Source organism: Lysinibacillus sp. BF-4 (assembly GCF_000743635.1).
GTDB lineage: Bacteria > Bacillota > Bacilli > Bacillales_A > Planococcaceae > Metalysinibacillus > Metalysinibacillus saudimassiliensis.
Genome location: NZ_JPUW01000032.1, coordinates 1 through 17083, shown reverse-complemented (window position 1 = coordinate 17083; position 17083 = coordinate 1). Strand labels below are relative to the sequence as shown.

At 42.3% G+C, this 17083-nt stretch carries 21 protein-coding genes, 1 pseudogene and 1 riboswitch; of the genes and pseudogenes, 13 read left to right on the top strand and 9 right to left on the bottom strand.

Going from position 1 to position 17083, the window contains the following annotated elements; all coding sequences use genetic code 11:
- Positions 1-71 precede the first annotated feature (71 nt).
- The 4 genes and pseudogenes from CH76_RS10200 (at position 72) to CH76_RS10185 (ending at position 2539) form a co-directional block, all read left to right on the top strand.
- Positions 72-419 carry a cytochrome c gene (locus CH76_RS10200; RefSeq protein WP_036145749.1) on the top strand — a complete coding sequence of 116 codons (348 nt, stop codon included), beginning with the start codon at positions 72-74 and terminating at the stop codon, positions 417-419.
- Between the two features lie 83 nt (positions 420-502).
- Positions 503-1198: a tRNA (adenine(22)-N(1))-methyltransferase TrmK gene (locus CH76_RS10195; RefSeq protein WP_036145744.1), complete on the top strand. Its 696-nt coding sequence runs from the start codon at positions 503-505 to the stop codon at positions 1196-1198.
- A pseudogene (locus CH76_RS10190) lies at positions 1195-2315 on the top strand (Nif3-like dinuclear metal center hexameric protein). The gene CH76_RS10195 and the pseudogene CH76_RS10190 overlap by 4 nt, the downstream one beginning before the upstream one ends.
- 11 nt (positions 2316-2326) lie before the next feature.
- Positions 2327-2539, top strand: a complete 213-nt coding sequence (locus tag CH76_RS10185) for a hypothetical protein (RefSeq protein ID WP_036145741.1) — start codon at positions 2327-2329, stop codon at positions 2537-2539.
- 36 nt (positions 2540-2575) lie between these two features.
- Here the strand turns inward: CH76_RS10185 and CH76_RS10180 are convergent, their stop codons facing one another.
- The gene (locus CH76_RS10180) at positions 2576-3082 is read right to left on the bottom strand and encodes a hypothetical protein (protein WP_036145739.1); all 507 of its coding nucleotides are present in this window, start codon (positions 3080-3082) and stop codon (positions 2576-2578) included.
- Positions 3079-3564, bottom strand: a complete 486-nt coding sequence (locus CH76_RS10175; protein ID WP_036145738.1) for a hypothetical protein — start codon at positions 3562-3564, stop codon at positions 3079-3081. Before CH76_RS10175 ends, CH76_RS10180 begins: the two co-directional genes overlap by 4 nt.
- 80 nt (positions 3565-3644) lie before the next feature.
- Between CH76_RS10175 and CH76_RS10170 the strand changes: the two genes are divergently transcribed.
- Positions 3645-4229 (top strand): hypothetical protein, encoded by a 585-nt coding sequence (locus CH76_RS10170; RefSeq protein ID WP_036145737.1) that lies wholly within the window; start codon positions 3645-3647, stop codon positions 4227-4229.
- Between the two features lie 201 nt (positions 4230-4430).
- Positions 4431-5321 (top strand): cation diffusion facilitator family transporter, encoded by an 891-nt coding sequence (locus tag CH76_RS10165; protein WP_036145736.1) that lies wholly within the window; start codon positions 4431-4433, stop codon positions 5319-5321.
- A 17-nt stretch (positions 5322-5338) separates the two neighbouring features.
- Here the strand turns inward: CH76_RS10165 and CH76_RS10160 are convergent, their stop codons facing one another.
- Positions 5339-6217: a MerR family transcriptional regulator gene (locus CH76_RS10160; RefSeq protein ID WP_051910317.1), complete on the bottom strand. Its 879-nt coding sequence runs from the start codon at positions 6215-6217 to the stop codon at positions 5339-5341.
- Positions 6218-6330: 113 nt separating this feature from the next.
- Here CH76_RS10160 and CH76_RS10155 point away from each other — a divergent pair, with 113 nt between their 5' ends.
- Positions 6331-8481, top strand: a complete 2151-nt coding sequence (locus CH76_RS10155) for an MMPL family transporter (protein WP_036145732.1) — start codon at positions 6331-6333, stop codon at positions 8479-8481.
- Positions 8482-8488: 7 nt separating this feature from the next.
- On the top strand, positions 8489-9004 hold the full coding sequence (locus tag CH76_RS10150; protein ID WP_036145729.1) for a GNAT family N-acetyltransferase: 516 nt from the start codon (positions 8489-8491) through the stop codon (positions 9002-9004).
- 187 nt (positions 9005-9191) lie between these two features.
- Here CH76_RS10150 and tenA read toward each other — a convergent pair whose 3' ends face one another.
- Positions 9192-9878, bottom strand: a complete 687-nt coding sequence (gene tenA, locus CH76_RS10145) for a thiaminase II (RefSeq protein ID WP_036145726.1) — start codon at positions 9876-9878, stop codon at positions 9192-9194.
- 27 nt (positions 9879-9905) lie between these two features.
- Positions 9906-9995: riboswitch (TPP riboswitch) on the bottom strand.
- 69 nt (positions 9996-10064) lie between these two features.
- Positions 10065-11036, bottom strand: coding sequence for a 4-hydroxy-3-methylbut-2-enyl diphosphate reductase (locus tag CH76_RS10140; protein ID WP_036145723.1), 972 nt, complete (start codon positions 11034-11036; stop codon positions 10065-10067).
- A 144-nt stretch (positions 11037-11180) separates the two neighbouring features.
- Between CH76_RS10140 and CH76_RS10135 the strand changes: the two genes are divergently transcribed.
- The 4 genes from CH76_RS10135 to CH76_RS10120 all read left to right on the top strand — a co-directional run bounded on the left by CH76_RS10135 (position 11181) and on the right by CH76_RS10120 (position 14908).
- Positions 11181-12479, top strand: a complete 1299-nt coding sequence (locus CH76_RS10135; protein ID WP_036145719.1) for a DEAD/DEAH box helicase — start codon at positions 11181-11183, stop codon at positions 12477-12479.
- A 12-nt stretch (positions 12480-12491) separates the two neighbouring features.
- Positions 12492-13382, top strand: coding sequence for a deoxyribonuclease IV (locus CH76_RS10130; RefSeq protein ID WP_036145717.1), 891 nt, complete (start codon positions 12492-12494; stop codon positions 13380-13382).
- A gap of 152 nt (positions 13383-13534) precedes the next feature.
- The gene (locus tag CH76_RS10125) at positions 13535-14416 is read left to right on the top strand and encodes a hypothetical protein (RefSeq protein WP_036145715.1); all 882 of its coding nucleotides are present in this window, start codon (positions 13535-13537) and stop codon (positions 14414-14416) included.
- Positions 14417-14533: 117 nt separating this feature from the next.
- Positions 14534-14908 carry an SET domain-containing protein gene (locus CH76_RS10120; protein WP_036145712.1) on the top strand — a complete coding sequence of 125 codons (375 nt, stop codon included), beginning with the start codon at positions 14534-14536 and terminating at the stop codon, positions 14906-14908.
- Here CH76_RS10120 and CH76_RS10115 read toward each other — a convergent pair.
- On the bottom strand, positions 14891-15196 hold the full coding sequence (locus tag CH76_RS10115) for a CrcB family protein (protein WP_036145703.1): 306 nt from the start codon (positions 15194-15196) through the stop codon (positions 14891-14893). The genes CH76_RS10120 and CH76_RS10115 overlap by 18 nt on opposite strands.
- A complete protein-coding gene (locus CH76_RS10110; RefSeq protein WP_036145700.1) occupies positions 15189-15509 on the bottom strand; it encodes a CrcB family protein in 321 nt (106 codons plus the stop codon). Before CH76_RS10110 ends, CH76_RS10115 begins: the two co-directional genes overlap by 8 nt.
- A 64-nt stretch (positions 15510-15573) precedes the next feature.
- Here CH76_RS10110 and msrA point away from each other — a divergent pair, with 64 nt between their 5' ends.
- Entirely contained in the window at positions 15574-16098 is a 525-nt protein-coding gene (gene msrA / locus CH76_RS10105) for a peptide-methionine (S)-S-oxide reductase MsrA (RefSeq protein WP_036145697.1), read from the top strand.
- 6 nt (positions 16099-16104) lie between these two features.
- On the opposite strand, the gene CH76_RS10100 is transcribed toward msrA, so the two are convergent.
- Positions 16105-16500, bottom strand: coding sequence for an RDD family protein (locus CH76_RS10100; RefSeq protein WP_036145694.1), 396 nt, complete (start codon positions 16498-16500; stop codon positions 16105-16107).
- Positions 16501-16616: 116 nt separating this feature from the next.
- Entirely contained in the window at positions 16617-17024 is a 408-nt protein-coding gene (locus CH76_RS10095) for a hypothetical protein (protein WP_036145692.1), read from the bottom strand.
- Positions 17025-17083: the final 59 nt, after the last annotated feature.

The following is a 17083-nucleotide window of genomic DNA, read 5'->3' as shown; positions in this document are numbered from 1 at the left end:
AATATGAAGTGTTGAATGATTCTATAATATTTATAGATATCTTTATGAACTGATAGAGGGAGGTTAACACAATGAAAAACAGTCCAATCGTACCTTATTTATTAATCATGGCTATGGGTATCGCAATTATTTTCTTCTTATCTTTAGATGGCGCTGGTAAAAAACAAGAAGCTGCTAAAGGTGATGAGGGCGGCGCTGAAACAACTGAGGTGGATGGCGAGTCAATCGCTAAATCTAGCTGTATCGGCTGTCACGGTGGCGACTTAACTGGTCAAGGCACAAACCCTAAAATTGCAGGTTTAGATGCTGAGCACATTCAAGACGTTGTGAAAAACGGTCAAGGCGCAATGCCAGCAGGTCTTTTACAAGATCCAGCTGAAATTGAAGCTGTAGCTGAATACGTATCTTCACTTAAATAATTAACAAAAAGCGTTGTCTCCTCGTGAGGCAACGCTTTTTTTATGGTAAAGTAGAGGCATAACATTGTAAGTGAGGGTAAATTATGAATGCACAAAAACTATCAGAGCGTCTAGCGAAAGTCGCTTCTTATGTACCAACAGGCGCAGTAGTTGCCGATATTGGCAGTGACCATGCGTACCTACCATGCTATTTAATCCATGAGGGCGTTGCAGCACGCGCGATTGCGGGAGAGGTTGTTAAAGGACCTTACGAGTCGGCGGTTAAGCAAGTGCGCCAAGAGGGGCTAACAGATAAGGTAACTGTGCGTCTTGCGGACGGGCTAGCGGCCGTGACCGAAGCGGATATGGTGGATACTGTAACAATTGCAGGCATGGGCGGGCCGCTTATTGCTTCGATTTTAACAAAAAATCCTGAGAGCCTAACACATGTTACGCGTTTAATTTTACAACCTAATATTCATGCCATGGCTATTCGTGAGTGGGCAGTTGCCCATCAGTTTGCTATTTTAGAAGAAGCCATTTTAGAGGAGGACGACAAAATTTACGAAATCCTTGTACTCCAACGTGGTGATATGAAGCTAACAGAGGCAGAGCTATTATTTGGCCCGCATTTAATGCAAGCTAAGGAAGCACCTTTTGTTAAAAAGTGGACGCGTGAGCTTGCGCAGTGGCGCAAAATTTTAGCCAATACCGAAAACATCGAACAAACGGCAAGCATTGTTGAAAAGCGTGCGGAGTTAACACATAAAATTGCACTCACTGAGGAGGTTTTACAATGAAGGCAACAAATGGACATGAGGTTATTCAATTATTTGAGCAATGGTCACCAAAAAAACTAGCTTGTATGGAAAATGACCCGATTGGTTTAGCTGTAGGTACATTAAACAAGCCTGTGACACGTGTGTTAGTAACACTCGATGTTAATGAGGCTGTTGTTAACGAAGCCATTGCAGAAAGCTGTGAGCTTATTATTGCGCACCATCCACCAATCTTCCGAAAGCTTGCGCATATTCGTACGGATACATCAGCGGGTAAGCTTTACGAAAAGCTAATTAAAAATGATATTGCCGTTTATGCGGCGCATACTAATTTAGATGTGGCAGCTGGTGGCGTTAATGATTTATTAGCGGAGGCACTTGGTTTAACGGATACTACTTTCCTCGAAAAAACGTATAGTGAGCCAATGATGAAGCTTGCGACTTTTATTCCTTTTGCGCAAGCATTTGAGTTGCGTGATGTGCTAGCAAAGGCTGGCGCAGGGCAACTTGGTGATTATGACTCATGTAGCTATACGACACAAGGTGAGGGGCGCTACCGTGCATTAGCAGGAGCTAACCCACATGTTGGTGAGATTGGGGAGTTACATACTGAGGCGGAGCAACGCATTGAGGTAGTATTTCCTAAAAGTATGACAGGGCGTATTGTAAAAGCTATGTTACAAGCGCATCCGTATGAGGAGCCTGCTTATGATTTATTTGAAATGGCGCGTGAAATGAACGTACAAGGCATTGGGCGTGTAGGTAAACTCGAAGCACCAATGACACTGCGCGAATTTGCGGAGCATGTTAAACAGTCACTTGATGTGCCATGCGTACGATGGTAGGTGACGGTGAGGCGCAAGTGCAAAAGGTAGCACTTGTTGGTGGCGATGGTAATAAATATATTAACGCAGCTAAATTTGCAGGAGCAGATGTCTTTATGACGGGGGATATGTACTTTCATACCGCACAAGATGCTGAAGCGATTGGCTTAAATATTATTGACCCTGGGCATCATGTAGAGAAAGTTATGATTAAGGGCGTAGCGCAAAAAATGGCAACACTAGTTGAGGCCAAAAAGCTCGACGTACAATTTATTGAGTCAGCGGTGGATACTGAGCCGTTTCAATTTGTGTGAGGGGTAGTATAATGAAAAGAAATCCAAACGTAGGTAAGGGCTGGATGGTAATTGGTGCAGTCTTTATTGTTGTAGGGCTTGTGATGATTATTTACCGCAACAGTAATTACGAAAAGCAAATCGAGTTTATGAAGGAACGCTGTGCAGGTGAGGGCGGCGAACTAATTGTTAAAGAGAAGGGCAACTTCTTTACACGTAGCTATGATATTGAATGTAAAAAATAAAAAAAGGGAAATCGCATCGTTGCGGTTTCCCTTTTTTTAACGTGTGAAGGTTGTAGCGAGTAGTGATAAAAGATGGACAAATGTACTATCCACTTGAGGCTCAAGCGTATACGTATCACGCTCGCGTTGCCAGCCGTTATCAAACGTCTGCAAGCGTACGAGCGCACTATCGCGACAGTATAATGTTGCGTTATAGGCAAGATCAAGCTCTACCTTAAACGGCACGTCTGCCATCGTAAATTTACGCCCTGACTCCATGAGTTGTATTTGGTAATCCTTAACGACTACTAACTCATTTGTCGCATGCACAAATAATTCATAAGATAGTAACTTATGACGCAGCGTAAAGATAGGGTTTGCCTCAGCATCATAGCTTGTAAATGATAGTAGTAAGGGCAGTTGTAGTAAGGATGTAGCTACACTGACAATTTGTTTAGACAGTGGTAGCGGTGTAGGCTTAATATGTACAACACATTGCCCTTGGTCGTCATACAGCTGTCTTGCGGGATTGGCAGTGCTATAAGGTGCAGTAAACGTTGTCATTGAATCCCTCCCTGATAAATGGTGAAGTGTAGGCTCGCAAATAACAAAAGTAACGTCTCGTCTTCTGTATAACATGTGACATCGAGTCCTCTGCTCGCTTTTTTAAATTGTACCACGCATTGTTCACCTATATAGAGGTGGTACTCCTCCTTGTAATTGCTGTCAATATGGCAGTTAACGCCTTGCAGCATAAAGTGGTGCGTTACACGTCCGAGTGTATCTACCTCACTAGTAATTGGTAATAGGGTGTCTTGCACAATAAGTGTGCGTTTTGATGACCAAAAGTTAGCAGGTGCAACAGTACGACTTACTTCATTGCCAGTAGCATCATAGCTTGCATAGCTACGTGGTAGCAATAGTTGTGTACTAATAAGTGAGGCGACATTACCAAGCAGTTGTAGTTTAGTGAAAGGTATAGGCTTAATAAAGCCAACTGTAGCGCCTTGTGCGTTAGTGATTTGATGTTTGTAAATATGGTACATGATGTGTCACTTCCTTTAGTAGGTATACGTCACAATACGAAAAAAGTTTCGCATGTTATACTAGGCGTGAGGTGATGAAAATGAAAAAATTAATCGCACTATCTAGTTTAGCACTCCTGCTAGCAGCATGTAATGAGCAAGCTACACCTGTAGCACCAGAGCAAGAGGAGCCGCAAACACCTATTGAGGAGCCCGAAACACCAACAACTGAACAACCTGCAGACAATGAAACACCACAGCAACAAGTAGATACCACAATAGAAGGTGTCGAAGAAAAAGAACAAGCACTGATTAACGAAGCGGTAACAAATTTTGCGACAGCTTATGCAGAGTCTGTTAACACAGGCACTATCCAACCATTAATGAACGGTATCATCATGCATGGCACGGATTACAATATGCAAGTAGAGCAAGATGTACTAGCTTTACATGGGCAAGGCATTGCTGAAAAGCCAGTGTCTTCGGAAGTTTCCCTAATGAAAAAGATTGGCGACACAGACTACGAGGCACAAACAGTAGAGCATGTGGAGCATGTGCAAGATGGTAAAAGGCAAGATATTACGTATGAACGCACGTATTCGCTATTTTATGACTATGTAGAGGGCGAACCAGATGCGCCTTCGTTTTTTAAAGTCACAAACGTAATTACAAAAATAATCGAATAGTTTTACTTTAAAGGTAAAAAAAGGTTCTATTAATTAGTCTTTTATATCTACTTAACTGAGTTTTAAGTAGTATATAAAAGGCTTTTTTTACCTATATATGTGAATGCGTAAATTTCTTGGTCTGAGGGAAACATTTTTTCTGTGTACCTACACGGGTGTCATTTGTTACGATACATTCACCAAAAGAAAGAGGGCGAGCATATGGACGTAAACAAACAAATTGTACGCGCAACGTGGATCGGTATTATTGCAAATATCTTTTTAACCGTATTGAAAGGTGTTTTTGGTTTTTTAGCAAATAGTAAGGCGCTGTTAGCGGATGCTTTGCACTCTGCTTCGGATATTGTCGGCTCTATCGTAATTTTATTTGGCGTAAAAGTTGCTGTAAAGCCACCAGATGAGGAGCACCCATACGGTCACGGTAAGGCCGAAACAATTGCTTCGATTATTGTGGCATTCCTATTAATTTTAGTAGGTGTCGAAATTTCGATTTCGGCAGTGAAGTCAATTATTTCGGGGGAGGTTGTTATTCCTAAACCTACTGCACTTGTTATTATTGTGATTTCGATTGTGATTAAAGAGGCGCTATTCCAATACAAATATCGTCTTGGCAAACGTGTTAATAGTATTGCATTGATTAGTGAAGCATGGCACCATCGTTCGGATGCATTTTCTTCAATTGCAGCATTAATTGGTATCGCGGCTTCGATAATTGGTAATCGCTTTGATATTGGCTTTTTGGTATATTCAGATGCCATCGCTAGTATCGCTGTAGCGTTTATTGTTATTAAGATGGGTTACTCACTAGCAAAGGAATCATCAGTCGTAATGATGGAGCAAGTGCTAGACCCAACGCATGTGGCGCAGTTTGAAGAAACCATTTACCAAAACCCTAATGTACGTAAAGTTGATAAAATTTATGCGCGTACACATGGTCGTTATGTTGTGCTTGATGTGCGCATTAGCGTAGACGCTGATTTAACTGTTGAACAGGGACATACGATTACAAAAGAGGTAAAACATGCGCTTATTGGACAGCATGAGGATGTGCATGATGCTATTATTCATTTAAATCCTTACCATACAGCCTAATAAAAACAAGCGAGCGATTAAATAATCGGGCTCGCTTGTTTTTTTAGTTGCGCTAGTATGTCAGGCAAATGATTGGCAATGATGATGTGTTGCGGTGGCGTTAGGGATGTTGTAGCTTCTCCACCTAAAAATAAGGGTACAGTCGTTGTAGCCGCAAAATCGTCAAGTGGCTCAAGCACCTCAGGTTGAATTTTAGTTGAAGCACTTAATAATACGGCTTGAGGGTGTAAGTGTTGTACGGTCTCCTCGATGGCAAGGGGTGCAGGGGCAGGACCAAGCATTAAGGTGCGGTAGCCTGCAATGGCACAACGAATTAATAAAATTTGCATGGGTATTTCGTGGCGCTCTTGCGGCAGGCAGCTACCAATAATAAGTGGCGCTTGCTCTGTAACAAAAATGTTGCGACGCGCATTAGCCAAAAAGTCGCGAATGGTTTGACTGCTTACGGCTTCTTGATAGGCGGACCAATCCTTTGTGCACCAAAGTTTGCCGATTTGTGTTAAAAAAGGCAGTAAAATGGTGTCAATCATTGTCAGTAAACCAAGCGTATTATGTGCTTTTTGCAGTAACTGTAATAATCGTTTATCATCAGCCTGTGTGCCAACATCTTGCAATGCTTGGATAAAGTCATGTGTGCTAAAAGGCGTTAAGGTAGCTGTTGGTGCTAGCATTTGGCGTTTAGCTAATGTTGCGGCTTTAGCAATGCTATGCCCCTGTGCAATAAACTGCTTAGTATAGCGCAAAATAGTGATTTCAGCTTCGGTATAGTTACGGTAACCGTTGGCGAGCCGTGCAGGTTGGATGACTCCGTAGCGGGTTTCCCATTTACGGATGACCTGTTTAGACAAACCTGTTTGCTCGGCTACTTGTTGAATGGTATACGTTGTACTGTTCATACGATCTCCTCGATTTTGTTTTCGGATATATCTATTCAACGTAAAAAAGTGACGCTTGTCAAATGTTGTACAACTTCTGTACAATGTTTGTATAAGGGATGGAGGGAAAAATAATGACCAAATTTTTTGAGAAGGGCCCTATGCGCGTTGTTATATTAGCGCTGTGGGTAGTGCTTGCACTTTTGCTAGGGAAGTTGTTTCCGCAAATTAATAGTATAGATAACGTAGCGCTTGTTAATTTACCAGCAGACCAAATGTCTATGCAAGCGGCTGAGTTAAAGGCGGAGCACTTTGCGAGTAACGCGGGGATACCGTTATTAATTACGTGGCAACGTGATGCAGGTTTAACAGAGGCAGACATTAAGGGTGTACAAGCTTTGTATAAGGAGCTTGAAATAAATCCACTCGCAACGCAACAATTTATCCCACCATTAGGCACAATCCCAGCACAAGCATTGATGGGCTCAGTGTCGGAGGATGGTAAGGCGCTTGTTACACCGATTTTCTTTAAGGAGGATGCGAGTACGGCTGCGTTAAAGGATAGCTTAGCGGATATTACGACTTTAACGAAAACAATTACAGGCGAAAATCCCTATAGCGCGAAGTTATCAGAGGATGTACTACATGCTCGCTACTCAGGTCCTGTCGGGATTTCGGTAGATGCAACCGATTTATTTAAGTCCGCTGATTTTCAGCTAATGGCAGCGACTGTACTTATTATTTTAGTTATTTTATTAGTTATTTATCGCTCACCACTTTTAGCAATTATCCCATTAGTCGTTGTAGGGATTGCCTTTTTAGTTGTTAGCCCATTGCTTGGGGCAATGACGGAGGCAGGTTGGCTAGTAAAAGACGCACAAGCCGTATCGATTATGATTGTCCTATTGTTTGGTGCAGGTACGGATTATTGTTTATTTTTAATTACTCGCTACCGCGATACGCTATTAATAGAACCTAATAAATTAAAGGCATTAACTCAATCGCTTCGTGCAGCAGGCGGCGCTATTATTATGAGTGCGGCTACTGTAGTAATTGGGTTATTAACCTTATTACTAGCAAATTACGGAGCGTTTCATCGCTTTGCCATTCCATTTAGTTTTGGTATTTTAATTACGGCGATCGCTGTGCTTACATTACTTCCTGCAATTTTAGGACTATTAGGGCGTTATGCTTTTTGGCCATTTATCCCACGTACAGAAGAAATGGCGCGAGCGCACGCTAGTAAGAAAGGTAAACCTTACGTAGCACCAAAACCACCACACCGAATTATGCGTAAAATTGGTCGCTTTACGGTCAAGCGCCATTGGTTAGTCATTGCGGTTACCGCACTGATTTTAGTAGGACTAGCGGCGGTTTCGCCAAAAATTGAGTTTAGTTATGATTTATTATCGTCATTCCCTGAAGATATGCCATCACGTGAAGGGTTTGCAATTATTGAGGAACACTTTACAGCAGGAGAGCTTGCACCAGTGAGTGTGATTGTTAAAACGGATGAGGATATTACGGATGCGCTGGCCGCTTTACCTTATGTGGGCAAAGTAGCTAAGCCGCAGCAAGCAGACGGCTATCAATTATATAGTGTTGATTTAAAAGAAAACCCGTATGCTGTGCAAGCGATGACAGATTTAGGGCAAATGAAGCAAGATCTAGGCGAACTTGTTGGCGCTGATGCCTTTTGGTTAGGCGGCGAAACGAGTGAGCAAGTAGATACAAAGACAGTACAAGAAGCGGACGAAAAACTCATTCAACCAACGATGATTGTGATTATATTTGTGTTGTTAGTGCTTTATTTACGCGCACCAGTTACAGCGGTAAGTTTAATGGCCACTGTTGTGGTGTCCTTCTTTGCAGCGCTTGGTGCAGGTTGGCTAATTATTCATTATGTTTTAGGGCAATCTGCAATGGCAAGTGCAATCCCACTTTATAGCTTTGTCTTTATTGTGGCACTTGGCAATGACTATAATATTTTTATGATTTCGGAAGTATGGAAAAACCGCCAAAATGGTATTAATCACTTACAAGCGATTGAAAATGGCGTAGCTTCAACAGGAGCTGTTATTACGTCAGCAGGTATTATTTTAGCAGGCACTTTTATGGTTCTTGCTTCACTACCTATCCAATTATTAGTGCAGTTTGGAATTGTGACTGCCTTGGGTATTGTATTAGATACCTTTATTGTGCGCCCATTGCTTGTCCCAGCATTACTTGCTGCTTTAGGAAAGGTAGTATACTGGCCAAGCAAATTATGGCGTGATGGAAAGTAGGAGTGACATGGATATTGTACTAACACAAGAACAACCAAAACACTACAGCAATACAGAGGATGTGGTGCGCCTTGCTTTTGAGCGTGAGGCAATGAGTGATCACAAGGAGCATCAATTAGTATCACGTTTGCGATTAAGCGACGCCTTTATCCCAGCGTTATCTTTAGTAGCGCTACATCAGGAGGAGGTTGTAGGCCAATGCTTGTTGACGCGCGTTCATGTAGGTGAGGCGGAGGCTTTAGCGTTAGCGCCTATTAGTGTGCTACCTGGTTACCAAAATCACGGACTCGGTACTCGGTTAATCGAAGCGGCTATTGCGCGTGCCCGTGTTTTAGGCTATCAAGCGATTATTGTGTTAGGGCACCCGACATATTACCCACGCTTTGGTTTTGTGCCAGCCGCGCAATTTAGTATTACGGCTCCGTTTGAAGTGCCACAACAAGCCTTTATGGTATTGCCGCTACAAACGCCGCTCTCTATGCGCGGTGAAGTGCGTTATAGTAAACCGTTTATGATGCACTAAAAAAGTCCTCGTCCTAATTTGTTAATAGGACGAGGACCTTTATTTACCAAAAGGAAATGTTTTTAATAATTTTTTTCATAAAAAATCCCCCTTGTTATTGCTTCAGTGTACAAAAAAATGATAGACAGTAAATGACCATGTAGACAAAAAAGCACGGCACTGAATAATCTCAGTGCCGTGCTGTTGTTTAGTGGTGTGCAAGGGCAGGAAGTGGCCACATGGCCTTAGTCTCTGCCATTTCCCAAAACATATATTCGTAATAGCATGTCGTAATGAAGATGGTTTCGAGTTGTTGCAGCTTATGCTCAGGTAGGTCACGCGCAACGTCATTCATCATCGCGATAGTGTCGTTAGCGAGTGCGCTAAATTCTTCTGATGCATACATGCGTACCCAATTGCCGTAAAACTCATGGCTTGTAGTATTAGGGATTTTTGCAAGAGCTGTACCAATCCAGTTATAACTCCATGCGCAAGCAAGTACGGCTGCGATTGTGTTTTCTACACCGCCTAGTTGTGCTTGGCTAAGCATGTAACTCGTGTAGGATGTCATTGTTGCAGATGGCTCAGTTGCCTCAAGTTCCTCAGGTGTAATACCAAATTGTTTGGCATAATCGCGGTGCAAATCCATTTCGAAATTCATCGTGCCGTGTAATAAATTAGCGAATAGCGTCATTGTTTTAAGGTCATTTGCCTTGGCCGCACCTAATGCAAAGACGCGCGCATATTCGATTAAATAAATATAATCTTGCTTCATGTAGTGAATAAATTTGTCATGTGCTAACGTGCCATCACCAATTCCTTTGACAAAAGGGTGCTCAAGATAGCTTTGCCATACAGGCGCTACCTTAGTAAATAAACGGTCAGTAAATTGCATTTCCATTGCCTCCTAAAACTTTTTTGAAGCGGGGGCGTTACACTTTCCTACGCTAGTATGAGCTAGGTCAGGTTCTAAGGGACTCTCTCAGCCAAACTGGCACCCCTAGTGCTTCCTCTTAACCATAGGTGAGCGCGTAAGTAAAGTCAAAAAAGAGGACGGCGCAGTGGCTCGTCCTCTTACCTATCAGTCGGTTGGCATGATTTTTTCGACTGGTTTTGGTGTTTTAATTTTTGGTAAAATGCGGTCTAGTGACACCGTACGCTCAATTTTATGCGTGTCAGGGTTTGTTGGATCGTATTGGTCAAGGAAGTTAATCACTTCTTTAACGATTGGTGTTGGTGTTGATGCACCAGCTGTTACTGCTACTGTATCTACACCTTGTAGCCACTCAAGTTTTAGCTCGCCAACATCTGCAATACGGTACGATTTAGTATGCGCAATTTCTTCTGATACTTGTGTTAGGCGGTTAGAGTTATTAGACATTGGGTCGCCCACAACGATTAATAAATCAGCTACGCCCGCTTGGTTAGCTACAGCTTCTTGACGCACTTGTGTGGCAAGGCAAATTTCTTGGTGTACTTCGATATGTGGGTATTTTTCTTTTAATACTTCCATAATGTGAAGAACATCCCACTGGCTCATTGTTGTTTGGTTAGTCACCAGTAGTTTTTCATTTGTTAAGTTAAGTGCTGCGGCATCCTCAGGATTTTGTACAAGGTGAACGTGGTCAGGTGCTACGCCGATTGCACCTTCTGGTTCTGGATGGTTTTTTTTGCCGATGTAAATAATGTCATAGCCTTCTGCTGATTTTTCGGCAATTAAGTCATGCGTTACCGTTACATCAGGGCAAGTAGCGTCGATAGCTACTAAGCCTTTTTCTTTCGCGATTTTACGAATTTCAGGTGAAACACCGTGCGCTGTATAAATAACAGTGCCTTTATCTACCTGACGAATAATATCTAAGCGATTTTCGCCGTCTAGCGTAATAATGCCATCCGCCTCAAATGCATCAGTGACATGTTTGTTGTGTACAATCATCCCTAAAATATAAATTGGACGAGGTAAACTCTTGTCGAGTGCTGCGTTGCGTGCAATAACCATTGCATCAACAACACCGTAGCAATAGCCACGAGGATTAATTTTAATTACTTGCATCATGGTGCCCCTTTCATAGTTACATGCCCCTATTATAACGGACACTAGTTAATAGTACAAAGAAAGCAATGCTTGACACATGATGTATAATAGGCGAATGCGTAGAAACGTGTTACAATAATGAAACAGTCAGGAGGCATTACAATGTCAAAATACACAGATTATCAATTTAAGCCTTTTTTACAAGAGGCCATCGCTGAGTTAGGCTTTACAGAGCCAACACCAATTCAAAAGGAAATTATCCCGCTTATCTTAAAAGGTAAGAGTGCTATCGGACAAGCACATACAGGTACAGGTAAAACGCATAGTTTCCTATTACCTATTGTGCAGCGTATTAACGAAGGGGAGCAAACGGTACAAGCGGTTATTACATCGCCAACACGTGAGCTAGCACAACAAATTTACGAGGCGCTTAACCAATTAGTAGCGCACACGGAAATCCGCACTAAACTATATATCGGTGGTACGGATAAAAAACGTGATATCGAAAAATTAACGGTGCAACCACATATCGTAGTAGGTACACCAGGTCGTATTCGTGACCTTGTAAAAGAAAATGCCCTACATGTACACACAGCTAATATTTTAGTAGTGGATGAGGCAGACCTTGCCTTTGACATGGGCTTCATCGAGGAAATTGACGGCTTTGCATCAAGCATGCCAGAAAACCTTGAAATGTACGTGTTCTCAGCAACAATCCCTGAGAAATTACAACCTTTCCTTAAAAAATATATGGATGCACCAACTCATATTAATATGAAGGACAAGCGCCCTGTTGCCGAAAATATTGATTTCTATCTTGTGCCAACACGTTCAAAATCACGTAATGCACGTTTACTAGAAATTGCTAAGGCCATTAACCCGTATATTGCGGTCATTTTTACTAATACACGTAAAACAGCAGAGAGCGTAGCACACTTCTTAAACTCAAATGGTGTACGCACAGGGCAAATCCACGGTGATTTAAGTCCGCGTGACCGTCGTAAAGTAATGAAGCAAATTCGTGATCTTGAGTTCCAATACATCGTAGCGACAGACCTTGCTGCACGTGGTATTGATATTCAAGGGATTTCACATGTAATTAACTACGAAATTCCAGATGATTTAGAGTTCTTTGTTCACCGTGTTGGTCGTACTGCACGTGCTGGTAACAAAGGTACTGCAATTACATTATTTGAGCCATCAGATGAGGATGCAGTAGCACGCTTAGATAAGATGGGCATTCCGCTTCAACATAAAGACCTTGTTAATGGTGAGTTTGTTGAGCTTAAAGACCGTCATGCACGTAAAAACCGTGTGCGTCAAGTAAATGAGATTGACCAAATTGCTAAATCAAAAGTCCGTAAACCTAAAAAGGTTAAACCGGCCTACAAGAAAAAAATGGGCTGGAAAATGGACGAAATTAAACGTAAGGAACGCCGCAAACGCGCGCGTGGTAAATAAGGAGCGAGATAATTGTTAATAGGTTCTCACGTTTCAATGAGTGGTAAAGATATGTTGTTAGGTGCAAGTGAGGAAGCTCTTTCTTACGGCGCTAACACATTTATGATTTATACAGGTGCGCCCCAAAATACGCGACGCAAGCCGATCGAGGAACTTAATATCCCAGCAGGTCTTTTGCATATGCAAGAGCATGGCATGCAAAAAGCTGTGGTGCATGCACCGTATATTATTAATATCGCAAATACAACAAAGCCTGCAACCTTCCGCTTAGGCGTTGATTTTTTACAAAGCGAAATCGAACGTACCGCAGCACTAGGCATCGACCAAATCGTGTTGCACCCAGGTGCACACGTAGGTGCTGGTGCTGAAGCGGGGATTGCTAAAATTATTGAGGGCTTAAACGAAGTATTATCGCAAGATTTTCCTGTACAAATTGCCTTAGAAACAATGGCAGGTAAAGGAACAGAATGTGGTCGTTCGTTTGATGAGCTAGCTAAAATCATTGATGGCGTTACGCATAATGAACGTTTATCGGTATGTTTTGATACGTGCCATACGCATGATGCGGGCTATGATTTGATTGGTGACCTAGATGGTGTACTGACAAACTTTGATACAACGGTAGGCTTAGAGCGCATTAAAGTACTACACATTAATGATTCTAAAAATGAGCGTGGCGCAGGTAAAGACCGTCATGAAAATATTGGCTTTGGCTATATTGGTTTTGACACACTGCATAGCATCGTGCATCATGAGGCATTTACAGCTGTACCAAAAATCCTAGAAACACCTTTTGTGGCATTAGCGGATAATCCTAAATCTAAGCAATCGCCTTACAAAATCGAAATTGATATGCTACGCTCTGGGGATTTTGACCGAGCTCGCATTGACGCATTACGTTAAAAAATGCTGTCTGTTGTGCCTAAATTTAGGGACTTCAGACGGCTCTTTTTATGCGATAAGCGATGTTGCTTCATTTTTTGCCAAAAAAGAATTATACTTGAATTGAGTAAAAATTTAAAAAATTAACCGCGTGTTTTGAGGAGGGGAGAATTATGGCTACATTTATTTATATGTGTGACGTAATTCAAGAAGAAGAACTACTATTGCACCGCATTCAGCCAGGTGACGAAGCTAACCATGCGAATATCGTATTCGTTATTCGTACAGGGGCGCAGTTGAGCAATGCTGTGTTAGAAGTAGTAAAAGATAATGAGTTGGTGTGGTCATCTGAGCTACGCCAAACACCAAAATTAAACTTTGATGAGATGCTACCGATTGTGCCGCGAGCACATTTACTGTATAAGGCAGAGGAGCGCTTTGATAAATTAGCGATTTTGCCAAAAGGCGGCAAATGTGTCATTCAGTTAACGGATAATGGTAAGGTATTGCGTAAGCGTACGATTTTATTTACTTCGCTTGAGCAAGATTTGTACCATACGGATAATTATGCGGAGTTTGCGGATGATAGTTTTAATCAAGATATGATGCAGACAGTTGAAGAGCATGATTACCACGGCACATATACAACGTATGACAGTGATGATTTTACCGATATCGAAGGGCGCTCATTTGGTGATGGCGTGGATAAATCAAAACCACAAGCGTATACAGCAGCTGGTTTTGATGTTGATGCTTATACAGAGCTACCTGTTGAGTATATTGATAAGCGCGATGTACCTGAGGAGCAAGAAGAAGTAATGGTAGATTTAAGCCATATTGACCCTGATTGCATCGTTGATATTGAAGCTAAATCATTTGGTGATGGCGTTGGCGAGCATGAGGAGCAGGAAGACCTTTCTGCACATGGGCTTGATGTAAGTGATTATGGTGAGGTTGCGGTAGAGTATATCGCTAAGGAAGATGTACCAGAGGATCAAGAAGAGCCAGAGCTAGATATGAAGAAGGTTAACTTCGATAATATCCAAGACATTTAAGATAAAAGCCCAAACCTTGAGCGGAGGTTTGGGCTTTTGCGCTTCTTCGGTGTACATTCACCGTAAAGCATGAGAGAATAGGGCGTACGAAATTTTAACGGTGAACAGGAGACAACCATGATAGAAATTAAAACGTCGACGTTGAGCGACGGCGAGTTTAACCGCGGTGTATTCGCAAAGCAAGCCATCACAAAAGGGACATTACTACACCAAGCACCTGTAATTGCTTACCCTAATGCTGAGCATGAGCATATCGAAAAAACACTACTTGCGGATTATGCCTTTGAATATGGCAAAAATCATACAGCGATGTTACTAGGCTACGGCATGTTATTTAACCATGCTTATGATGCTAATGCACGCTATGATATTAATTTTGACAATCATTCGTTTGACTTCTTTGCACGCAAAGATATTGCGGCAGGCGAGGAAATCACGATTAATTATAATGGTGATGAAGAAGATACTACGCCATTATGGTTTGATAAATAAACCACATAAGCAGGCTGCTACGCTAAGTGTCGTTGTAACGATACTATAGCGCACAGCCTGTTTTTTATTGTGTTGCCAAAGTGTCACTACCTCTATGCTAAAAGTCGAAAAAGTCGTAAAACTGCCGCAAAATCCAATAGCGAGCAATGAGTGATACGGCGAACTAATAACTAGCCCAAGCAAAAATGAGCCGACGATATTAACAAGCCAAGTGCCTTTTGTGATGTGCTCACTCACCCAAAAGCGTAACATTGCCCCGAAAAATGCACCAATTGCCACACTAAACATAGCGCGCACCTAATTGACTGCCAAGTGCGCTACAAAGTACGCCACCTATAAGTGTTACTACCACATAACCCGAAGCCCAAATTAACGGCAGTTGGGTAAGTTCGTAGCTAAAGGTCGAAAAAGTCGTAAAGCTCCCAAGTACACCTGTGCCAAAAAATAAAGAACGCTTCGTTCGTGTTAAAATTACCGCGAGTACAAATGCACCAATTAAATTAACGAGTAATGTCGCAAAAGGCGACACGATAATCAGGCTTACAGCGTAGCGCAATGTAGCACCAAGCATGCCACCAACACCAACAAGTAAATAAGGCATAGCGCCACCTCCTTAACTAAGTGTAAAATAAAAGGGTAAGGTATACAAAGGGAGTGTGAAAAAAATGAGAGAATTAGCGACATTTGCGGGCGGCTGTTTTTGGTGCATGGTTAAGCCGTTTGATAGTTATGAAGGGATTTTTCGGGTGACATCAGGTTATATGGGTGGGGAGCTTAAAAACCCAACGTATGAGCAAGTAAAGCGCGGAGATACAGGGCATTTAGAAGTCGTGCAAATCGAATTTGACCCAGCAGTTTTTCCGTACACTACATTATTAGAGATTTACTGGGCGCAGGTGGACCCAACGGATGCAGGTGGACAGTTTCAAGATCGTGGTGAACAATATACCACTGCGATTTTTGTGCATACGGACGAGCAGGCAGAGCTTGCGATTGCCTCTAAGGAGCAAGTTGCGGCAAGCGGGCGCTTTACTAAACCCATTGTGACGAATATACGAGCGGCAGAAGTATTTTACCCAGCTGAAGCCTACCACCAAGACTTTTATAAAAAGGATGTCGCAAGCTACGAAGCGGACCGCGCGCAATCAGGGCGAGATGCTTTTATTGATGCCCATTGGAAAAACGACTAAGCAAGCCTAGTCGTTTTTTTGTTGCACATAACAATGTGTTTTTGCGTCATGTGGCAATACAGCGCCGTCGTGCTTTGCAAAGTTTTTGCGGTCAGCAATATAGCGTAAGCTGCTAACATAATCACGGTATAACATACGCTTCACAAGCGCACAACCTTCAAGTGGTGCGCCGTCTTCACTGACAAGCTTTAGCCCTTGTTGCTTGTAACCAATCGTTTGTCCGCTGTTTTTGAGTTGTGCGTATTCAAGTCCGTAGGTTACTAAGGTAGGTGTGACAACGACGTGGACAAATTCATTTTTCACTTTTTTACGTAATAGTACTTCTACCACACCTGTGACGGCTGTCGCAATTGCCATATCAATCGCAAATGCTTTTGCGCGTTTTTTTGTTAATGATTTCATAAAAAAATCCCCTCCTACCTAATATACGTAAGGTAAGGAGAGGAAGTTTCAGTTAGGTTTAGTTTACCACAAGTGTTATACCGTCATCACTGTGGTGTAATTGATATGTAATGCCATTATGTTGGGTTGTCCCTTGTGCTGCTTGTTGAATAATGGGTAGCGGCTTGCTCAATTGTAAGCGTAGGATCAACCGCTAGTGCTACGTAGTGAAAGGCATTGCCAATAGCAGGCCCATCAATATGTAACGTTATGTCTTGAATCGTAGGTGTACCTTTAAGTAAGTTGACGGTCATTGAAGCTTCATTGGCCACCTTATATGTGGCGATATCCACATTGTCCTCGCAGGTGAGGGCGAGTAGCGTTGCGGTAGTGTGTGTAGTTAAGCGCTCCTCAAAGTGTTGACGCTCCGTATGCAGTGCGTGCTGTTCAGTGGCAGTAGGTAGCTCCATTTGCGTAGTGCCAAGACCACAGGCACTTAAAAGCAATGTCCCTGTTAGCAGTACGCCTGCCAGTTTAGCTAACATAATTTAACCTCCTCAATATCTCTTACCTTAGTATATACATAAAGTATTTCTCATTAAAT

Excerpts from the sequence above, each read along its gene's own strand:
- CH76_RS10200 (WP_036145749.1), top strand. The coding sequence starts at position 72 with ATGAAAAACAGTCCAATCGTACCTTATTTATTAATCATGGCTATGGGT.
- CH76_RS10195 (WP_036145744.1), top strand. The coding sequence starts at position 503 with ATGAATGCACAAAAACTATCAGAGCGTCTAGCGAAAGTCGCTTCTTAT.
- CH76_RS10185 (WP_036145741.1), top strand. The coding sequence starts at position 2,327 with ATGAAAAGAAATCCAAACGTAGGTAAGGGCTGGATGGTAATTGGTGCA.
- CH76_RS10180 (WP_036145739.1), bottom strand. The coding sequence starts at position 3,082 with ATGACAACGTTTACTGCACCTTATAGCACTGCCAATCCCGCAAGACAG.
- CH76_RS10175 (WP_036145738.1), bottom strand. The coding sequence starts at position 3,564 with ATGTACCATATTTACAAACATCAAATCACTAACGCACAAGGCGCTACA.
- CH76_RS10170 (WP_036145737.1), top strand. The coding sequence starts at position 3,645 with ATGAAAAAATTAATCGCACTATCTAGTTTAGCACTCCTGCTAGCAGCA.
- CH76_RS10165 (WP_036145736.1), top strand. The coding sequence starts at position 4,431 with ATGGACGTAAACAAACAAATTGTACGCGCAACGTGGATCGGTATTATT.
- CH76_RS10160 (WP_051910317.1), bottom strand. The coding sequence starts at position 6,217 with ATGAACAGTACAACGTATACCATTCAACAAGTAGCCGAGCAAACAGGT.
- CH76_RS10155 (WP_036145732.1), top strand. The coding sequence starts at position 6,331 with ATGACCAAATTTTTTGAGAAGGGCCCTATGCGCGTTGTTATATTAGCG.
- CH76_RS10150 (WP_036145729.1), top strand. The coding sequence starts at position 8,489 with ATGGATATTGTACTAACACAAGAACAACCAAAACACTACAGCAATACA.
- tenA (WP_036145726.1), bottom strand. The coding sequence starts at position 9,878 with ATGCAATTTACTGACCGTTTATTTACTAAGGTAGCGCCTGTATGGCAA.
- CH76_RS10140 (WP_036145723.1), bottom strand. The coding sequence starts at position 11,036 with ATGCAAGTAATTAAAATTAATCCTCGTGGCTATTGCTACGGTGTTGTT.
- CH76_RS10135 (WP_036145719.1), top strand. The coding sequence starts at position 11,181 with ATGTCAAAATACACAGATTATCAATTTAAGCCTTTTTTACAAGAGGCC.
- CH76_RS10125 (WP_036145715.1), top strand. The coding sequence starts at position 13,535 with ATGGCTACATTTATTTATATGTGTGACGTAATTCAAGAAGAAGAACTA.
- CH76_RS10120 (WP_036145712.1), top strand. The coding sequence starts at position 14,534 with ATGATAGAAATTAAAACGTCGACGTTGAGCGACGGCGAGTTTAACCGC.
- CH76_RS10115 (WP_036145703.1), bottom strand. The coding sequence starts at position 15,196 with ATGTTTAGTGTGGCAATTGGTGCATTTTTCGGGGCAATGTTACGCTTT.
- CH76_RS10110 (WP_036145700.1), bottom strand. The coding sequence starts at position 15,509 with ATGCCTTATTTACTTGTTGGTGTTGGTGGCATGCTTGGTGCTACATTG.
- msrA (WP_036145697.1), top strand. The coding sequence starts at position 15,574 with ATGAGAGAATTAGCGACATTTGCGGGCGGCTGTTTTTGGTGCATGGTT.
- CH76_RS10100 (WP_036145694.1), bottom strand. The coding sequence starts at position 16,500 with ATGAAATCATTAACAAAAAAACGCGCAAAAGCATTTGCGATTGATATG.
- CH76_RS10095 (WP_036145692.1), bottom strand. The coding sequence starts at position 17,024 with ATGTTAGCTAAACTGGCAGGCGTACTGCTAACAGGGACATTGCTTTTA.